The following is a 20,395-nucleotide window of genomic DNA, read 5'->3' on the forward strand; positions in this document are numbered from 1 at the left end:
TCCGCTGCCCCCAGCAGGATAGTATGCATTAGCCGCCGACCGTTTATTTCAACGCTCGGCGGCTAATTAGTAGCAGTCCACTATCCTTGTAAAGCACTACAAACCCTATAACCCAAATCTTCTTGGGCCAAATTTATGTTAGCTACTCATCAATAACGACCCGATAGCTGACCGAGCTTCCGGCGCCACCCAATACAGCACCAGTGAAATTCCACTGCAAACTGCCATTCAAACCAACCGGACTCGTTGTACAACTCATTCCCGTCAGCACACCGCCACAATCTAAAGCACCATCGAGTTCGGTGTAAGCCGGAACCAAGTCATTCACCACCAGATCAGTCAAAGGACCAGTACCCGTATTGCTGTAATAAATTCGGTACTCCAATATATCCCCAGGACTGGCGGTATTCACTGTATCGGTTTCCCCGCTATTAGTGCTTATATTACGCACAGTTTTTCGCAATTCCAAACGCGATGGCCCAACGGTAGGTGTTACCGGGGTAGCCGCCACCGGAGCCTGTGCAGGAACTTCCTCAGTTTCAGGAATATACGGCGTGGTTGGCGTTGCTTCCACCGGTGCTTGTACCGGAGTGACCGGTTCCGCGACCACTTCAGGCGTTGCAGGTAAAGCAGGTGCCACCACCTGCAATGCCGTCGTCACATCCCGGACTATCAGCGCTAAGGTGCCTGCAACCGTATTTTCAAAATCAAAGTCCGCCGTGATATTTTGAACATACTGATCATTAGCCGCCACATTAGCTGGCGCATAGACTTTGTTAATCAAACAGATATTATCAGCCGCATCGACCGCCAACGAGCCAGTACCCAACGGCACAGCCCCATCACTTTGATTAAGCGTGCCATCACAGTTTGCATCGCGATAAATAATCGACGACCAACCACTGCTTTTATTCCCACTGGATACACTGCTAAAACTCACGCTTCCCTTGGCTGGCGTTGTAAATTTATGCGCATAGAACAACACATTGCCCGGTAAAACCTGACCCGTATTATCCGGTTCAAAAACTGGCAACTTAACATCACCAAAATCCTGCCCGGTAATATCACTGGTGGTAACGATAAATGCTTCACGCACATTATCCATAGTAGAGCGGTAACTACCTGGGTTTTTAGCAAATGCCGGACCACAGTTTCGAGGAACTGGCACACTTTCACGCGAAGCCTCATAGACCTGATAAGTTCCCGGAACTACATCTTCAAAAGCGTAAGCACCGCTGCCATCGGTTCGAGTACTCACACACACTTTATTGACCGTGTCATACAGCACAACTGGCAACTGGGTTACACCCACTTCACCGCTGTCATTAGCTGCATTCACATTTGCATCATTAAATACACGTCCGCTTACCGTCACACCCACTGTCGTAATGGTGATGGGGTAATCCTCAACCTCACCATCCAGCTTAGGGCCATCCGGCTCACGATTATTCAGTGAATCCGTCGTCAGACGAACACGCAGGTACGTATCACCCGCTTTAATATCCAAGGGAATACTAGACCAGTTGAGCGTAATATCAGAACCACTCGCACCGGCCGAGACCGTACGAATCGCCGCTTCATCAGCATCGAAACGTCCGTTGCCATCAAAATCAATCCAGGCAATCAAGGTGGCGGTATTGCTGGTGCTATTATTCACTCTGGCAACAACGCTATAACTGCTGTCACTGATGGTGAGCGCGCCAAAGCTGGCAATCCCATCTTCATCAGCACCATCGCTATTAGCAGCGGTACTTGGCTGGCCATCGCTATCAACATCCGGCTTTACACTACCCAAATACACATTGTTAATCACATCATGTCGCGCGCCATCGGAGGCTAACGTCGTGTTGTAACGACTTGGCGCATCACCATAATCCTGACCGGCAATAATCGCCACGGCGGAGAACTCGGACGTTCCGGTTCCAGTAAGCGTTGCGGTAGCGGTCAGCTTATCGCCAACCTGCAAGCCTGCTGGCAATGCCATGCGCCATTGGAACGGACTCATACCGGTCGCATCATTGCCATCTGCATCGCTAAGGCCACTACAGTTCACTGCGGCTAAGGTACTATCTTCATCCACGCCTTCTTCAAAGCTGGTTATATAGACTTCACCTTCACCGTAATCCTGCGTTTTGCCAAAGCTATTATCACCAGCCGTCGCACCGCTGGACGAGGTAGAAGAAACATCCGCCTCAAACAGCTCAACCGTCGAGCCAGTTGGCGCACAGCCCTGAATAATCAGATCAGAACCAGAATATACTACGCGGGTAAGCTGCGGGAAGTTAAGCCCGCCATTAGGCCCGGTATCCGCATCGTTGGCATCATTCAGCGTTACATCAGCAGCGGCACTTACCAGATCAATTCCCAACCCTCCATTGCTATACAGACTGTTGCGGCTAATCACCGCATCCGTCGCCCCATCGACATACAAACCATCCGAACCATTATTGGCAATAATATTGCTGCCGGGTGCAGTACCATCTCCGATAGTAATATCAGCGCTGTTTAGTATGCGAATACCAAAGCTGTTATTACCGGCTGAATTACCAGCGGTATCTACACCAATACGGTTGTTGGTGATATTGATCATACGGCTATTGGCAATCCATACACCATTCTGAGTGTTACCCGACAACGTATTATTAGTAATAGTGGCGTTGAAAGTACCCGTGCCACCACCGGAAATATGTAAACCATGCCCACCATTCGCCAGCGTTGTTGTGCCATTAGCGGCCATACCCAACAGGTTGTTGGTAGTCGTTAATGTCAAATTTTCACTGTTAATCACGTACAGACCAGAAATAGTATTACCGGATGAGACGTTATTTTGTACCGTTAACGTGGCACCGGCAGTAGAGATATTGGCCGCAAAGATACCGTGTTTCCCATTAGGTAGCGCGGTCTGACCATCAAGGGTGGTACCCATGTGGTTTGTGTCTACTACAATACCCGCACCGGTTACGCCTATGAACAGGCCCTGTTCTGTATTGCCCGATAGCACGTTCATGCCGGCTGCACTACCATCACCAATTTGCACATTGACTGAGGTAGAAACATTGATTCCGTTAACTGTATTCGGTGTTGCAGTTGTACCGGCAGCATCCAAACCCACATGGTTACAGACGAGCAACGCATCGTCACCCGAGAGGTTAATCCCGTGACGATCATAACCACCAATAGAGAAACCGCGCACGGTTGCGTTATTACCGGTGATAGTGAAGCCATCAATGCCAGAACCAGCAGCGGTACTACTACCATCTAGTACGACTTTTAACGTTCTTGGTGAACAGCTAGCACCGTTTTGGGTGCTGGCATCCAATGCCGTAAAGTGATCGGTGATCGCATCAAACCCTGTACCAGTGGCAATGGTTGCGAGACCTCCTGCAGTCAAATCCAGTGCGCCGTGGTTTGCTGTACCAGCATAGCCGGTACCATCCGGGATCATAAAGATGGAGGTTTCCTGTCCAGCATTAATGTTCTGATTCGGGATGTCAGTCAGCAAGTTACTGTTGAGAATAAACTGGCGCAGCGAGCCTTGGCCGGCATCGTTCGTATTGACGATGGTGTCGAAGTTAAAGCCAAAATCAATGCCTGTGATATCTGCGCCTACCAAGGTAACCGGAGTAACCGATTGCGATTGACCACCATCCAAGGTGCCGCCGGTAAAGGCATAGCTTGTGGTATTCAGAACGGAAGGGCTGGCAATATCATATGCCGTGCCATCGCTAAGTGCTGGCTGTCGCCCACCAACTTCCGCAGTAACTGGTGTTGTGCCATCCGTACGGAAGGTTTGCACCGCAAGCTCACTGCCATCCGCACCGCTTCGGGTAGAGCTAATAGTGTCACTCACAACACGCACATGATAATCGCCATTAATCAAACCAGCGAACTCATACGCGCCGTCGTTAGTACCATCATTCGCAGTGGTTGTACTTGCGATAAATGCGCCGGTATTGTCGTAAAGCTCAACCGTTACGCCATTCACCCCAACGCCTGAAGCGCTCGCCTGATCACGTCCGGCACCACCGCCGTAGTTGATATCTTCAAACACAATACCGTTCAACTTGCTGGCTTCAACAATGGGAATCGGGTAATCCTCGACCTCACCATCAATCGCCGCCAGTGTCGCACGCTCATCCACTCCCGTCGTTCCGGCCACATCAACCAGGGTATCGGACGTTAAACGGAAACGCGCATAGCTGGTACCAGCCGCCATAATATCGGTAAATGCCCAGTCTAAATCGGCCTGCACCACACCTGCAACCACCTCAGCCGTGGCTAATTCATCTGCCTGATATGCACCATCACCATCAAAATCGATCCACGCAGACAGCGTACCGTCTCCTGTGGCTACAATGTCAGTAGCTTTAATCTGGTAGCTAGTCATCGCTTCAGATAGCAGTGGAAAACTGGCAATCGCATCATCCGAAGCATCATCCGCCGCCAATACACTGGCCGTGTCTGCTGTCACACTTGCACCCAATTGAATGCCCGGTAATAACTGGTGCGTCGCGTCGCCATAAGCCGAAGCCGTCACCGTGCCATTTGGCGTATCTAAGCCATCGGCCAACCCATCGGAATAATCCGTTGGACAGGTGTAATTAAGCAGTGTAGGTCTGCCATAGGCCTGAGTCGGGTCAAACAAGACCGAGTAAACATACACCACGCCATCCGTAGGGTAAGTCACGGATATATCGAAGCTCTCACCAATACCGCCGCCACTGGCATAGGTATACACAAAGTCTGCAGCGCTCAGTACATTGCCCGCCGCATCTTCAACCCAGTAAGCCGAGTACTCTGCTCCACCATTGGTATCGTAATTCACCGTTTCAGTGGCACCGGGAGTGCCTTCAAGACGGAATATGGTCGCATGATACTCAGAGCGATGACCGCTATCTGTACGTGCCGTAGTGATTAAATTATTACCTGCACGCGTCGGAATGCTGCCCGTCAGCGTTTCCAGAAGATCAGGATCACCAAACGAGGTTACAATTTTGCCATTCGCCTGACGTCTTAACGCTAGGAAGGCATAAGGATCATTTTGCGCACTACCAGAGTTAAAGCGGATGTCGTTATCATGCAAGATTCCCGCCGCATCCGTTGCCCAACCACGTGACACAAAGCCACCACACACGCCCGGTCTGGTCATTACATCCGGCGTATTATCCAGAATGGTCATGGCATAGTCTTCAACCTCACCATTTGCCGCAATTGAAGCGGGCGTGCTGGCGGTGATTGAGGCATCGGAGGTAAACCGGAAACGCGCAAATGTCGTGCTGGCACCGGCTAAACTAAAGTCAGGATTGCCACCGGCGCCGTCCATGGTCCAACTCAGCGTACCCGCTGTACCACTGGAAATCGCAGTGCTGCTGTGCTCATCGGCATCAAACGTACCGTTACCATCAAAGTCGATCCAAGCATGTAATGTACCGCTACCAACTGCGGTAATATCTGCACTGACAATAGAATATTGCGTATCACCCGCCACCAAAGCCGGTAGCAAAATACCATCTTCATCATCCGCGCCATTAACATCATCACCATCGGCTAAGGCACTATCTTGATAGCTTGCGTCGATATCAGGATCACTGCTACCTAAGCTCATACCCGACACCACGGCATGTTGCGTGATGCCATAATTATTATTACCCGAACCACTTGGCGCAGTGCCTGACAATGGCGCATCACCATAATCAAAACTGGCCACCAAACCAATGGCCGAGAATTCAGAAGTACCGGTACCAGCCAAAGTCGCAATCGCGGTCAACTTATCATCCAGTACGATACTCGCTCCGGCAGGCAAACTGCTCAAGGCAAAGGTCTGGCTAAAGGCCAACATACCCGTCGAGTCATTGCCATCCGCATCGGCAGGCAACGCACAGGCTGTGCCGCTAGCAGGCATAGTCCAAGCCGTCAGGAATACTTCACCTTCACCATAATCCTGAGTCTTGCCAAACGCATTTGAACCTGCGCTGACACCGCTACCAGAAGTTGGTGAAACATCTGCTTCAAACAGCTCGACCGTCGCTCCCGCAGGTGCACAACCGGCTACCGTTAAATTGCCGCTAATCAGTGTGATTTGTGAGAACTGTGGGAAGTTAAGGCCGTCATTACCCGCTCCGGAATCACTATCGCCAGCATCATTGAGCGTGACGTTATCCTGATCCAAATCGATACCTAAACCGGTATTGGCATACATCACGTTACGACTAACAGTATTGTTCTTAGCACCCGAACTTAAGACAGTAATTGCATCGCCCGTATTATAAGCAATGATATTGCTCTCATTAGCCGCACTGCCACCAACTGTCACGCCAGAAGTACTTTGAATCAGCACACCGCCGTTGGTATTACCCATGCCTGTCGTGCCATCCAGCGCGACACCGATTCGGTTATTAGTAATGACGTTATTCGTCGCATCACCATTAATAATTCGGATACCGGTACTGCCATTGCCAGCAATGGTATTGCCGTTGACAGCCAAGTTCACCGCCGCAGTATCAACATCGATACCATAGCTGGTATTGCCGCGATCAGCCGTACCCGCTTCATTCAAACCAATCAGGTTATTGGTCACCGTGGTGTTCGGGCTATTCACCAAATGCACACCGCGTGAGCCATTGCCCGAGGCGACGTTGTCATGAATCACGACACCATTAGTTCCCGAGGTTTCAATACCCGCACCACCATTGGCTGCAATGGTATCGCCATCGGACAGCAAGCCGACCACGTTATTTTCAACCCGTGTGTCAGACGTCGCACCGACCATATAGACGCCTATAACGCCATTACCAGAGACCACATTGCGATCATTCGCCGCACTGCCTCCGACTACAACGTCAGCCGAATTTTGGACATACACGCCGTGCAAACTATTCCCAATCGCACTCATGCCCGTGGCATCAACACCAATATAGTTACCTTTTACCGTCGTGCCACCAGAAGCTGAAATACGCACACCGCTAATATCATTGCCAGCGATAACATTTCGACCCGCCACCGTGCCATCACCAATAATGGCATTGGCAGTATCTGCTAAGAAAATACCGTTATCCGTATTACCCAGCTCACTCGTGCCATTGATAGCAACACCAATATAGTTGCTGAGAATCGAGACCGTATCAGTACCAAAGCGGGTGTTAATTCCATCTTCACCATTTCCGGAAATCACATTGCGGTCAGCGACTGAGCCACCCACGACAATATTTTTAGTATTGAAGCTGTAAATACCGTGACCAGAGTTGGATAAAGCTGCCAAGCCATCGGCTCGCGTTCCGATCAGATTGCGCTTGATATCAATCGTGTTGGCCGCGTAGAGATAAATACCATCAGTGGCATTGATCGGCGATGTACCGGAGATCTTGTCGTTACCTGAAATCAGGTTGTCTAAGATGCTGATATTGGTCGCACTAGCGATCGCCGCAACACCACCGTACTGAGCCCCTTCATTATTATTCGTCCGTGCGCTGTCACCACTCTCATCCGTACCGACATAGTTAAACTGTACCGTCGCGCCATTCACGCCATCCAGATTTATCCCGTGGCGTGTGTTACCGGAGACAATATTTCGCTCAGTGTCGGTGCTACCACCAATGGTGATATTCGTGGCATCTTCAATCCAAATCCCGTGCAAACCGTTGGTGGCTAAGGTGCTGCCATCCGCGGCCAAACCGACATTATTACAAGCAACTACCAAGTTATCCGCATTGGCACTACCGTGAATACCCTGCTCGCTAAACTCACCAATGGCGAAGCCGCGAATAATCGCATCGCTAGCATCAATACTAATACCCTGCTCATTCACACCCGCATTGCTACCGTCTAATTGCACTTGCAATGTACGCGCACCTGCCACACAACTTGCACCTTGCTGAGTTGTTGCATCCAGCGCGGTAAAGCTATCGGTTACTGCGGGTAAACCGGTAGTCGGCTCAATGACTTGTACGCCAGACCCCGGAATTTCAAAGATTGAGGTTTCAACACCGGCTGCTGGGTCAGTCGCGCCATCCGCAGCATTATCAACCTGATCCAATCCCGTGTTATCCAGTAAATTACTGTTGAGAATAAATTGGCGTAAAGAGCCTTGGCCGGCATCATTTGTATTGACGATGGTGTCGAAGTTAAAGCCGAAATCAACCTCAGTCAGGTCAGCGCCTGCCATAGTGATTGGCTGCAATGATTGCGCCTCTCCACCATCCAAGGTACCGCCGGTAAACACAAACGTACTGGTATTGAGTGTCGATGGGCTCGCGTCATCATAGGCAACATCATCTGCGATGGCCGGATTGCGACCACCCACTTCATTAGTAACCGCCGTCGTTCCATCTGTGCGGAAAGTTTGCACTGCAAGCTCGCTACCATTAGCACCACCACGAGTAGAGCCAACCGTATCATTCACAATACGAACGAAATAATCGCCATCCGTGATGGTTTCAAATTTATACGTACCATCTGTACTGCCATCATTGACCGTCGTTGTGCTGCTGACATAAGCACCAGTATCATCATAAAGCTCAACCGTTACCCCATTTACGCCAACACCTGAAGCGCTTGCCTGATCGCGACCCGCGCCACCACCGTAATTAATGTCTTCAAAAACGACACCACTTAAATCAGAGGGACACGTGTAGTCTTCAACCGTCGTCTTACCGTAGTAAGAGGAAGGATCAAATAAGCTACCATAGAGATATACAACGCCATCTGCCGGATAAGTAAAGGTCAGTGGAAGCTCTTCGCCGTCGCCATCTTGAGGCTCAGGAGCAGCCGGAACTGAGTAAATAAACTCATTGGCATGTGTCAGTACATTACCTGCCGAGTCCTCAATCCAAGCGTAAATATTGTCCGCACCACCTACCGAGGTAAACTTCACGGTATCGGTCGTGCCGGGTTTACCATCTAAGCGGAATACGGTCAGGTGATATTCTGATTTTTGACCAGGCTCCCCAACTGCAATCTCTGACAATTCAGTGCCCGCTTTACCGGGAATTGAACCACTCAACGTCTCATTCGGCAGACCAAACGACGTTATGATGCGGCCGTCAGCATCTTTACCAAAGTTGGCATAGGCATAGGGATCACGCAGTTGGTCACCGCTTCCAAACAATATTTGCTTATTAATGTAGGGACCAGCATTAGTCAGCCACCCAGCATGGTTATACACACCACAGCCCGTCGGCCTTGCAAGCACATCAGGAGCGCTAATAGCGAGCACATAGTCTTCTACCTCACCATCGCTGGCTCCCGAGGCTGGCGTACTTGCCGTTACAGAGGTATCCGAAGTAAGACGGAAACGCGCAAAGGTACTATCACCAGCACTCAGTGTGAAATTCGGATTGCCACCCACCCCATCCAAAGTCCAGATCAGGGAGCCGGCTGCAGAACCACCACTTACGCTAGTGCTGCTATGTTCATCGGCATCAAACGTGCCATTACCATCAAAGTCGATCCAAGCATGTAGTGTTCCGGTACCAGCAGCGGTAATGTCTGAACTTAAGATTGAATAAGAACTAACAAGGCCAGCGGTCAATTTCGGTAAATCAATACCATCATCATCGCTGCCATCCCCATCCGCATTGGCACTTGCGATACTTGCTGTTTCGTCATCTACCGCCGAACCAAGATATAAAGCGCTGGTGGCATCTTCAATGTGTGAAGCTGTTCCATAGTTTGTTCCACTTGTTGGCGTATCCGAGCAGTCAACCCCAGGGAGATCATAAGCAAAGTGGAATCCACCGATGTAACCCAGGTTGATAAATCTAATCAGCACTTCATCATTGGCAGCAACAGACACTTGTCCCGGATTTGTCTGGCTTATCCAACCATTAGGTCCTCCGCTAGGTGGGTGTGTCGCCCATTGACGCACACCATTAACGTACACCTCGACACCATCATCTACATAGCTGTCCGCGATGTCTGCGATTCGAATAACACCGGCTAAATCAATCTTACGTCTGTAATCAATCTGGTAGTAGGCATTACTGTCTGACCAAGTTGAACCAACGTAGCTTGGATGCGGAAGGCTTGGCGAAGTTGGTGTTTCACCACCATTAGACCATGTTCCTATGGCGTTCCATGTTCCATTCGACGACGTTTGCACCGGATTCTCACCAGTACCCCAGAATGCTTCACCACGGAACTCAGCTGCTCCGCTGCCACCTGATCCATTAGTAGGACCGTAGCTTGAGCTGGCAAAACCATTCTGCCCTTGATAATAACTGGCCGCCCAGTAGCCGCGAGGGAAACTGCGATCTTCAAGTCCATCTGGCGAGATTCCAGTAAAGTCTGAAGCCTGACAGGCCGCAAAAGGCACGTCGGGACTTGCAGGAGCCGAAGGCAAAAGCGTTATTTCATAATCCTCAACCTCACCATTAGTGGCTAAACCTGTACTAGCCACATTCAGATCACTTGACCAGCGAAAACGAGCATAGGTAGTTCCAACGGTGGAACTCAAAGCCGGGGTAATAGCAAAGCCAATCCTGCCCAGAGTTAAGTCCGTATCTCCAACACCATTATCCTGAACATTAGTGAGTAGCTGCTCGCCAAGGTCGGCAAAGTCACCGTCACCATTCCAGTCAATCCAAGCTTGTAACTTACCATTCGTTCCGGAAACGGTTGCACTGACTACCGTGGCCACTCCTAAAGTCAGCGGAGGTATAACCACGCCATCCTCATCATCAGTCCCATCTAAATCATCACCGGTGCCTTCAGCACCGCCATTGGCTAAATTCTGAGACTCCGCATCCTGATCAGGAGCTATCACTCCTAACTGCACACCAGCTTCAATGGAATGACTGGCATCGCCATAACTATCCGGAGCATCGCCATAATCTGCTGGCTTTACACACACGATATCAGTGCTGTAACTCAGCGTATCCAAGCCATGAGGGTCACGTGCGCCGGCATCGATAGTGCCGCTTTCCACAATATGTTTTATCGATACATTACTGACTGGCGAACTTGCGATAAAGCCAAGTGTGTTCTCAATATTTTGTCCTGCAGTAACTGTTCCACGCGTCGTGCCGTTGCCATCCACTAAGGTTAGTGATCCCGTTAAGTCATCCCCAAGAAAGGGACCTTTTAAATAGGCTACCAGTTCACCGTCAGCATAGATCTCATAACGAAGTACAGGGCTGTTAAGGTTCAGTGTGTCAAAAATATCAATCAGATCAAAACTGAAAGCATTAACGGGTGTGGTAAAGTCTATTGATACGGTATAAGAGTCACCTGCAGTTCCACCCTGCTCCGGGAAGATATAAACTCCGTTACCAGTTTCGCCCGAAAAGAAATTAGCGGCTGTTGTCGTTCGAAATTGAGACAAATTGGTTGTGACATAGTCTGTACTGAAACGCATTGTTCCGTTATCAAAAGTACCCACACTATTAACCGCAGACCCAGAACCGGTATTACCTGTAAAACTATAATCACTATTACCATTGAGTGTGGTTAGAGTGCCTCCCATTTGAGCAACCACATCCTGAAAGCCTGACTCCCTATAGCCCAGTGCATTGGTATTGTTACCAATAGTGTAGATACTGAGACCATCATCCAGCCAGCTAATAGCGTCACCTGCTGCGTTTATGGAGGCAGGAGGTAAACAATAGCTTTCGAAAGGTGTCGTTGCACCTAAGGCAGAAGCGCTAGCTAAGGCTAGGTTAACAGCCACTGCTGTTTTAAGAAAAACACGATTTAATCGCCCAAGGCGACTAGTAACTAAGCCACTCATTTTCATTCTTATTCTTATTCTTATTCTCTTATTCTCATGGCTCTGGAATTTATACTTTCCAGATCAAATCTAATGCCAAGATGAGTTTTGCGGAACTACTTCATGGCAACTTTCAGTCAACACCAGATAACTCTGTGACACTGTAGGTATTACTTCAAAACTAACACCTCCTTCCACAACCAAAGCTGAATAAACACCTCCAAATAAGCTTTCCCACACAATATCCACAGGCACAAAAAAGGGGCTGAATAAATTCAGCCCCTATTCACACAAACCATCATCCAAAACGGTCAGTGTCCGAACCGCTCAATCATCAACCTTTACCTGATAACTTACCCAAGCACCCGAGCCACCTCTTAACTCCCCGTCAAAAGTCCACTTAAGGCTATCATCCAGCCCCAAAGGGCTGGCAATACAACTCATCCCACTCGGCGCACTGCCACAATCAGGCGAGCCAGACAGCGACGTATAAGCTGGAACAGTGTCATTGATTACAAGTTCATCCAACGGCCCGGTTCCGGTATTGCGGTAATAAATCCGGTACTCTAGGATATCACCGGGCGCAGCCGAATTAACGCTCTCAGTCTCGGGACTCCCAACCACGGAAACGTTCCGCACAGACTTGCGCAACTCTAGGCGGGATGGACCAACGGTAGGCGTTACCGGTGTTGGATCAACCTGTGCCTGAACGGGTGCTTCCGGAATCTCAGGAATATACGGCGTAGTTGGTGTTGCAGGAACGGGGTCTTGCTCTGGCGTAACATCTGGCACAGCCACTACCTCAGGAGTGGCGGGTAATGCAGGCGCTTGTACCTGTTGCGCCGTCGTGACATCCCGGACTATCAGCGCCAAGGTGCCTGCAAACGTATTTTCAAAATCAAAGTCCGCCATGATATTTTGAACATACTGATCATTAGCCGCCACATTAGCTGGCGCATAGACTTTGTTAATCAAACAGATATTGTCAGCCGCATCCACCGCCAACGAACCAGTACCCAACGGCACGGCTCCATCAGTTTGATTAAGCTTGCCATCACAGTTTGCATCGCGATAAATAATCGACGACCAACCACTGCTGCGATGACCACTGGATAAGCTGCTAAAGCTCACACTACCGGCGGCTGGCGTGGTGAATTTATGCGCATAGAACAGCACATTACCCGGTAAAATCTGACCCGTATTATCCGGCTCAAAGACGGGTAACTTCACATTTCCAAAGTCCTGCTTTGTTATGTCACTGGTGGTGACGGTAAATGCTTCACGTACTTTTTTAGTAGTAGAGCGATAACCACTGGGATCTTTGGCAAATGCCGGATCACAATTCCTGGGAACCTGCACACTTTCACGCGAAGCCTCATAGACCTGATAAGTCCCGGGCACCACATCTTCAAAGACGTAAGCACCACTGCCATCGGTTCGAGTACTCACGCATACTTGATTGACCCTGTCATACAGCACAACTGGCAACTGGGTTACACCCACTTCGCCACTGTCATTAACTGCATTCACATTTGCATCATTGAACACACGTCCGCTCACCGTTACGCCAGCGGTGGTAATAGTGATTGGGTAGTCCTCAACCTCACCATCCAGCTTAGCCCCGCCTGGCTCCCGGTTGCTTAAAGCATCCGTGGTTAACCGTAAGCGCAGATAGCTGTTACCTGCTTTAATATCGAGCGGAATATTTGACCAGTTCAGCTTAACACTGACATTACTGCTACCAGCAGCTATAGCTCTGATCGCCGCCTCATCAGCGTCAAAGCGCCCGTTCCCATCAAAATCAATCCATGCAATCAATGTGGCCGAGCTCAAAGTGTCATTGCTGGCAGTAACTGAAACGCTGTAAGTACGATCAGAGGTTGTCAGTATCGGTAAAGCACTAACCCCATTTTCATCCGCGTCTTCATCCGCGTCATCATTCGCTGCCGTTGCAGAAGGCTGTCCATCATCTTCAGTATCCGGGGCATTGGAGCCAAGATATACGCCATTTATCACGCTATGTTGCGGGCCTGAGCTAGTCTTGTAGGTCGCATAAGTGTCGGGAGCATCGCCGTGGTCCTGAGGGATGCAGCTGACAAATCCGATATTGGCTGAGCCCGCATAGGTCTGGTACGCCACACGTAGATTGGTTAAACCACTGACCGGCCAGACATAAGCTTCCTGATCATTATTTGGCCCGTCTGAAAGCGTAACAATCTGCTGCAACACGTTATTCCATGAAGCAAACAAACTCGGACTATTCGCAGTAGTGGTTAAAGGGCTCTGCGTTTCCCAAAGACTTGGCGCAGGCAACAATCCCAAATTATTATTTGAAAAGGTTACTGACTCGTTGGTGGCATCAACATCTCTGACCACCATATAAGTATTCGCCGGTAGGGCTTCACTAAACACAATATCGGCCGTTGTTGTACCGGTGCCGCTAAGGTCATCAGGATAGTTCAGATTAATACCATATCCCGGAGACCCAAACCGGTCAGAGAAGGTGCTTTGAGTAAAGGCTTTTGCAGCCGCCGCTGTCCACTTAGCGTTGCTACCCGTCATCGTCGAATTAAACATTACATTCGCGCTAAGCCCTCTCTCAGCCCAGTCAATCGCCCAAGTTGAATTTGGATCTGCCGACTGACCGGAGGTATTCATCCAGCTGGTTATACCGTTACATACCGGAGGGGGCGTTCCCGGATTTTGGAGAATGACAGGGTAATCTTCCACCTCACCATCGGAAGCCTCACCAATTGCTGTCGATACCTCTGTCTGATCTGAAGCAATGCGTAAGCGCGCATAGGTCGTGCCCGTACTTAAGCCCGACAATCCGATCCAGTTCAGCGTTGCAGTACCATTAACATTGCAGCGCTCCGGGTAATCCGTATTTCGTTCACCAGCATCGAACTCACCATTTTGATTGAAATCAATCCAGCCCGAAACATAAGCCCCCTGATCACTGCAATCCACCTTCAAACGATACTGTGATTGCGTCGTCCAGATTGCCGGAAGCGTGTCATAAGCATCTTCATCGTCAGTGCCATTAAGGTCGTCGCCCTTACCATCACTACCGCCATTCGCAGTGTGCTGAGTTTGAGATTCGTTATCCGGTGCAACGCTACCTAAATAAACGGTCGGTGTTTCCGGAATCTTATGTGCCGCCTCCTGATAGGAGGCCGGAGCATCACCATAATCATAAGGCTCGGCGCACACGACAAACTCAATGCCATCACCACCTGCCCCCTCAACACCGACGCCGCTAAAGTCCAGACTCAAACTGTTATAAGTACCATTCACCTGCACCGAACCCATCGCGGTGTAAATAGTACTGTCAGCACCTGAAAGCCCTGTCACGCCAATGTCTTGCATAACTTCATTGGGCGTACGCTGAATCATATTACCGGTCACCTCAAAGTGGGTCGTTCCTGCAAGTCGGGTAAAGGTTGCGGCAGAGTTGGCCGTATTCGGCGTAATGATTGATGAGTTACTCAGCCCCTGCGGAGTGGATGCAGTACTACTACCATAGCCACCCTGACGGTCAATATGAATGACTGGGTTCTTAACCGGCACACCAAAGCCAAAGGTCAACGTACCCGTTGCTGCATCATCTGCCGCATTCGCCAAGCGACCGTCTTCCGGCGTGGTATCCCAGCTAAAGACCGTACTTAAGGATGACGTGCCATTGAGCGCAGACAAACTAAAACTACCTGCTGGATTAAGCGCATCATTTGGCGCAAACGACCACGAAGCGCCAGCCGCTGCTGCTGTACTTGCCGTGATCTCTACACCCTGAGCGGTGGTAGATTTATACACGCCACCATCCAGTGCCCAGGTATTACTACAGTAAGCAATGGGTGGCTCGGTTGGTGCAGTCACCGTTTGAGCTACCGTCACCTGATAATCCTCAACCTCACCATCACTGGCGGAACCTGCCGGAGTACTTAGCGATGCATCACTGCTAAAACGGAATCGAGCATAGGTTGTACCAAGTGTGGAGGCTATCGGAACCGATGCATTCACCACCATGGTTTCATCCGCACCGGCGATGCCGTTGGCAATTACCTCGTTGCTGTTATTACCAAACACGCCGTTGCCATCCCAGTCAACCCAGGCATATAACTTACCGCTACCTGTCACCGGAATGTATAAGGCAGCGCTTTCTTCAGGGGTGAAACTAAAACCCTGCAGACCACTACTCAGGCCGGCATCCGTAAAGACACCATCATCATCCGTACCATCGCCGTCAGCATTAACACTGGCGATATTGCTTGTATCATCATCAATAGTTGAGCCAAGGTACACAGAGCTGGACGCATCCTTGATGTGTAATGCCGTGCCATAACTCGTACCACTGGTTGGCGTATCCGAGCAGTCAACCCCGGGGAGGTCATAAGCAAAGTGGAATCCACCGATGTAACCCAGGTTGATAAATCTAATCAGCACTTCATCATTGGCAGCAACAGACACTTGTCCCGGATTTGTCTGGCTTATCCAACCATTAGGTCCTCCGCTAGGTGGATGTGTCGCCCATTGACGCACACCATTAACGTACACCTCGACACCATCATCTACATAGCTGTCCGCGATGTCTGCGATTCGAATAACACCGGCTAAATCAATCTTACGTCTGTAATCAATCTGGTAGTAGGCATTACTGTCTGACCAAGTTGAACCAACGTAGCTTGGATGCGGAAGGCTTGGCGAAGTTGGTGTTTCACCACCATTAGACCATGTTCCTATGGCGTTCCATGTTCCATTCGACGACGTTTGCACCGGATTCTCACCAGTACCCCAGAATGCTTCACCACGGAACTCAGCGGCTCCGCTGCCACCTGATCCATTAGTAGGACCGTAGCTTGAGCTGGCAAAACCATTCTGCCCTTGATAATAACTGGTCGCCCAGTAGCCACGAGGGAAACTAAGATCTTCAATACCATCCGGAGAAATGCCAGCAAAGTTCGCAGCCTGGCAGGCCGCAAAAGGCACATCAGGGCTTGCAGGGCCTAAGGCCGTTACAACTTTAACTAAATAATCCTCTAACTCACCTTCAACCACATTATCGGTGGCATTAACAACACTGTTTGGTGACCAACGGAAGCGAGCATAGGTGTCTCCAACGATAGCATCTGCTGGAACAGGAACGCTCAACGAAATAGTACCACTGGCTGCTGCAGCATTGGAGAGTTGTGCATCCGTTGCAATCTTTTCAGAAGCATCAAATGCATTATTCTTATTCCAGTCGATCCAGGCATTTAGCTTTCCATTCGCGCCAACCACGGGAACATCAATAGTTACTGTACTGCCTGCCCGCAAAGTTGGCAGTATTACACCGGCTTCTTCATCCGTTGTTACTACACCGGAAGTATTGTCGTCTCCCGAAGGACCCATCTCAGCATCAGGAGATACAGTACCAATGTAGTGTGAACGGATTTCTGGCAGATAATGTGCACCCGCATTAGCATCATTCGTAGCATAAGGTGCATCACCACGGTCAGCACAATTGTCGAAGGAGATCCTAAAATCATCCATCGTTACTTTGCCGCCAACCTGAACGGCATCATATAAGACAGCACGAATTTTGTATTCGGTGTCAGGTTTAACGTACATTTCTGTCAGATCACTTTTAATCCAAGTAAACGTATTTCCACTTTCCGGATCAGTACTTCCATCAACCTGAAACCCTGTATGCAAACGAACTGCCGTTGTGAAGTTATCGTCAGAGATCAGTAAATCCATCTTATAACTGTCACCGCCGAGCCGCCCTCCATTTTCGGCAAAGCCAGCAAGGACTAGAGTATTGCCAATAGTCGACTGTGTCTGAAGGGTATATTCAAGATAGTCCCCATTCCTATAAGCACTCTCGAAGTTGCTTTGATTAATACCGCTGATTTCTACATACGTGCTCGCAACAGCGACTGAAATACCCGAACCGGAAGTAGATGGGTCCGCTCGCGATATATAGTTTGAATCAATGTTTCTTGGGTCAAAGTTGCCCGGGCCATTCTCTGTACTCCACTCAACACGACTCTGCCAAAACTGCGTTGAAGGGGATGCAATAGAGCACATCCCGGCAGTCACTTCAGTCGGCAGTGGTATCAAACAGCTAGCGGCCGACAACTCCACATTATCCAGAGTAACCTCGGCAGTTTGACCACTGCTGCCTAAGCCATCAACGGTACAAAAGCCTGAAGTATCTGGATTACAAAAGCCGCCGTTGTCCTGATAAAAATGACCATAGTTGGTAAAACTAATCACAGAGCTGCTGCTATTAGCTGTGAACTCAACCGTATAACTTTTTGTGCCGCTATTACCGGGCACTTCAAGGTGAACATAGTTGCCGTTAATATCCAGCTTTACGATGCCAGAAGGGCCATTGCCACCCTCACCTTTAACGGTAAATCTAGCCCGATATGTCTCACCACTAACAGTCGTTACTGTCTGCGATAAGCTTGGCGCAGTACCACCATAGTCACAGCAATTACTGGTAGAGCCTGGCGTCGAGCCATTAACGCCCACCACGTCATCATTGATATCACGGATTTGGATAAAGCCAGGAACGTTAGTCGCCTCGCCGTCAGCAGTGAATGCAAATCCGCCTGTGAGTGCTGGCGAGACGCGCTTCACGCCACCATTTCCAAAATAAGCACTATTGCCTACAACTGCACCACCGCCATTGTTGATGGCTGCATAGGTATCGGTACCGCCACCACTGGCTGTCCAGCCATTGATTGTGCCTGAGCCTGCCCGGTTAACACCCCAGAAAGTGCCTGATACTGTGTCTTCAAAGTCACCATTAACTAGCACACTTGGGCATGACAGAATTGGTGCATTAGGAACAATCGTGATACCGCCAGTTGGCTGAGTCGATACCTGAAGTACATCGATTGTTTGGCGAGTCTCATCATCATCGGCAATACCATCACCTAAGTCATCCACACCAAGGCCAGAAGCATCCGACGCATCAATATCTGTTATACCGGAATTGGTAATGACCGCATCGTTCAGGTACTCACCGACACTCGTCGCCGTCGCCATAATGGTTAAAGTCGCATTACCACCCGCATTCACAGTGCCGACACTCCACACACCCGTGGTGCTGTTATAAGTGCCCTGTGATGGCAATGCAGAAGCAAAACTTAAACCAGCCGGTAACAAATCTGTTACCTGTAAACCAGAGGTTGGATCGCCACCTGCCGCGTTATTAACCGTTAGAGTAATCGTTACAGTATCGCCCACATCAAGCGTATTAGCGCTCACGGACTGAGTGATGGAAACATCCGACTGAGGAACACACATGACGATTTCGATTCCGTCACCACCTCCCCCTTCTGTACCAACACCCTTTGTATTAAAACTGATACTTGAATGAGTACCCAGCACACCAAACGTTCCTGCAGCGGTGCCAAGTGTGGAAGTGAGACTGGACTCAGCCGTGTTACTGGGACTTAAGAGCTGGTAAGGTGTTCTTTGTATGTAATCGGTAGTTACCTCAAGATGGCTTCCCGTGTTGACATCAACTAATTGAAGAGAAGGGTCTACAGGCGTAAAGCGCATACCGTTGGAATAATTTAATTGTCCTTTACCATCTGAGGAACCTGCATTCCCTCCTATTCTGTCCAGATGGATAATTGGATTCGTTACTGCCCGACCAAAAGAGAAAGTAATCTGGCCTGTTGAGCCATCGTAGTCAGCAGCTTCCGCGCCAGAGGCCTCAGCAGTCGTGTCCCAATAAAATACATTTTGCCATGATGGACGTCCCTGCACCGCAGACGAGCTCCATGCATTTATTGTATTCATCACACCTGCTGAGACGCCACTCCAACTAGCACCTGCGGCGGCAGATGTTGAAATGGTTGCCGTAAATGCTCCTGCAGTCGAAGAGGCATTTGAGCCTGCAGCCGACCAACTCCCAGTCAGATTCGCACTTTGGCAAGAGAGATTAACGCTTGGTGCATTGTCTGGCGGCGTGTCATTAGTTGACTCGATAAACAGTTGCGAGCGTAACAATGACCCGGCTGTTCCAAGATTATTCTGGTCACACACCTGAAGCGTCCAGGTACCGGCAGCATTCTCACCATCAAAAACGCCTAAGGCTATCGATGGTCTTACCGTGTGCTGATAAGTTGACGTTGTGTTGTGGTTTCCGGTATCAGGGCCAAACAAACCGCCGTTCGGGTCCCTGCCATCAAAGCTCGATGGTGCCTCATCATCAAACAAGTAATTTGCATTGGTGCGATTAATTTCGCCATAACTCATTAAGATAGTTTCAGTACCGCCCGGAGAGACCAGACGTGCTGATATATCATTTCTAAAGCCGTGCTGTATTACCAATCCAAGGTTCACATCCCCGACGGTTATGTTGTCAGTGACATTAAAAGTTCGGCTAAGCGTGGAGGTACACGTTGGAAAATTGTCCGGAATGCTTCCTACTGTAGTATTGGCATATGTGTAGGTCGCAGCATTCGCTGGCGACATAAAAAGCATGGAAAAAAACAACATCAAGCAGATCACCCCCATAACAAAGGAGTGAATGACGTTTGAAACAAGCGTATGGTGCTGTCGCTTTATAGGCTGCATAGGTAACCACTTTCTTTTTATTTATTTTTTATCTGCAATAGGGGTAAGTATTGCAAAAAACATCAAAACGTAGCGCCCACAACAAACTACCTGCGCCACAGTTATATTGCCTCCAAA

Annotated in this window: 2 protein-coding genes; both read right to left on the bottom strand. The window is 49.5% G+C overall.

Annotated elements, in window-relative coordinates; all coding sequences use genetic code 11:
- Nucleotides 1-142: 142 nt before the first annotated feature.
- Nucleotides 143-11,722: a GEVED domain-containing protein gene (locus tag LEUMU_RS0117255; RefSeq protein ID WP_169446448.1), complete on the bottom strand. Its 11,580-nt coding sequence runs from the start codon at nt 11,720-11,722 to the stop codon at nt 143-145.
- A gap of 306 nt (nt 11,723-12,028) precedes the next feature.
- Nucleotides 12,029-20,278 carry a GEVED domain-containing protein gene (locus LEUMU_RS0117260; RefSeq protein ID WP_084708124.1) on the bottom strand — a complete coding sequence of 2,750 codons (8,250 nt, stop codon included), beginning with the start codon at nt 20,276-20,278 and terminating at the stop codon, nt 12,029-12,031.
- Nucleotides 20,279-20,395 lie beyond the last annotated feature (117 nt).

This window comes from Leucothrix mucor DSM 2157, assembly GCF_000419525.1.
GTDB classification, from domain to species: domain Bacteria; phylum Pseudomonadota; class Gammaproteobacteria; order Thiotrichales; family Thiotrichaceae; genus Leucothrix; species Leucothrix mucor.

Excerpts from the sequence above, each read along its gene's own strand:
- LEUMU_RS0117255 (WP_169446448.1), bottom strand. The coding sequence starts at position 11,722 with ATGAGTGGCTTAGTTACTAGTCGCCTTGGGCGATTAAATCGTGTTTTT.
- LEUMU_RS0117260 (WP_084708124.1), bottom strand. The coding sequence starts at position 20,278 with ATGCAGCCTATAAAGCGACAGCACCATACGCTTGTTTCAAACGTCATT.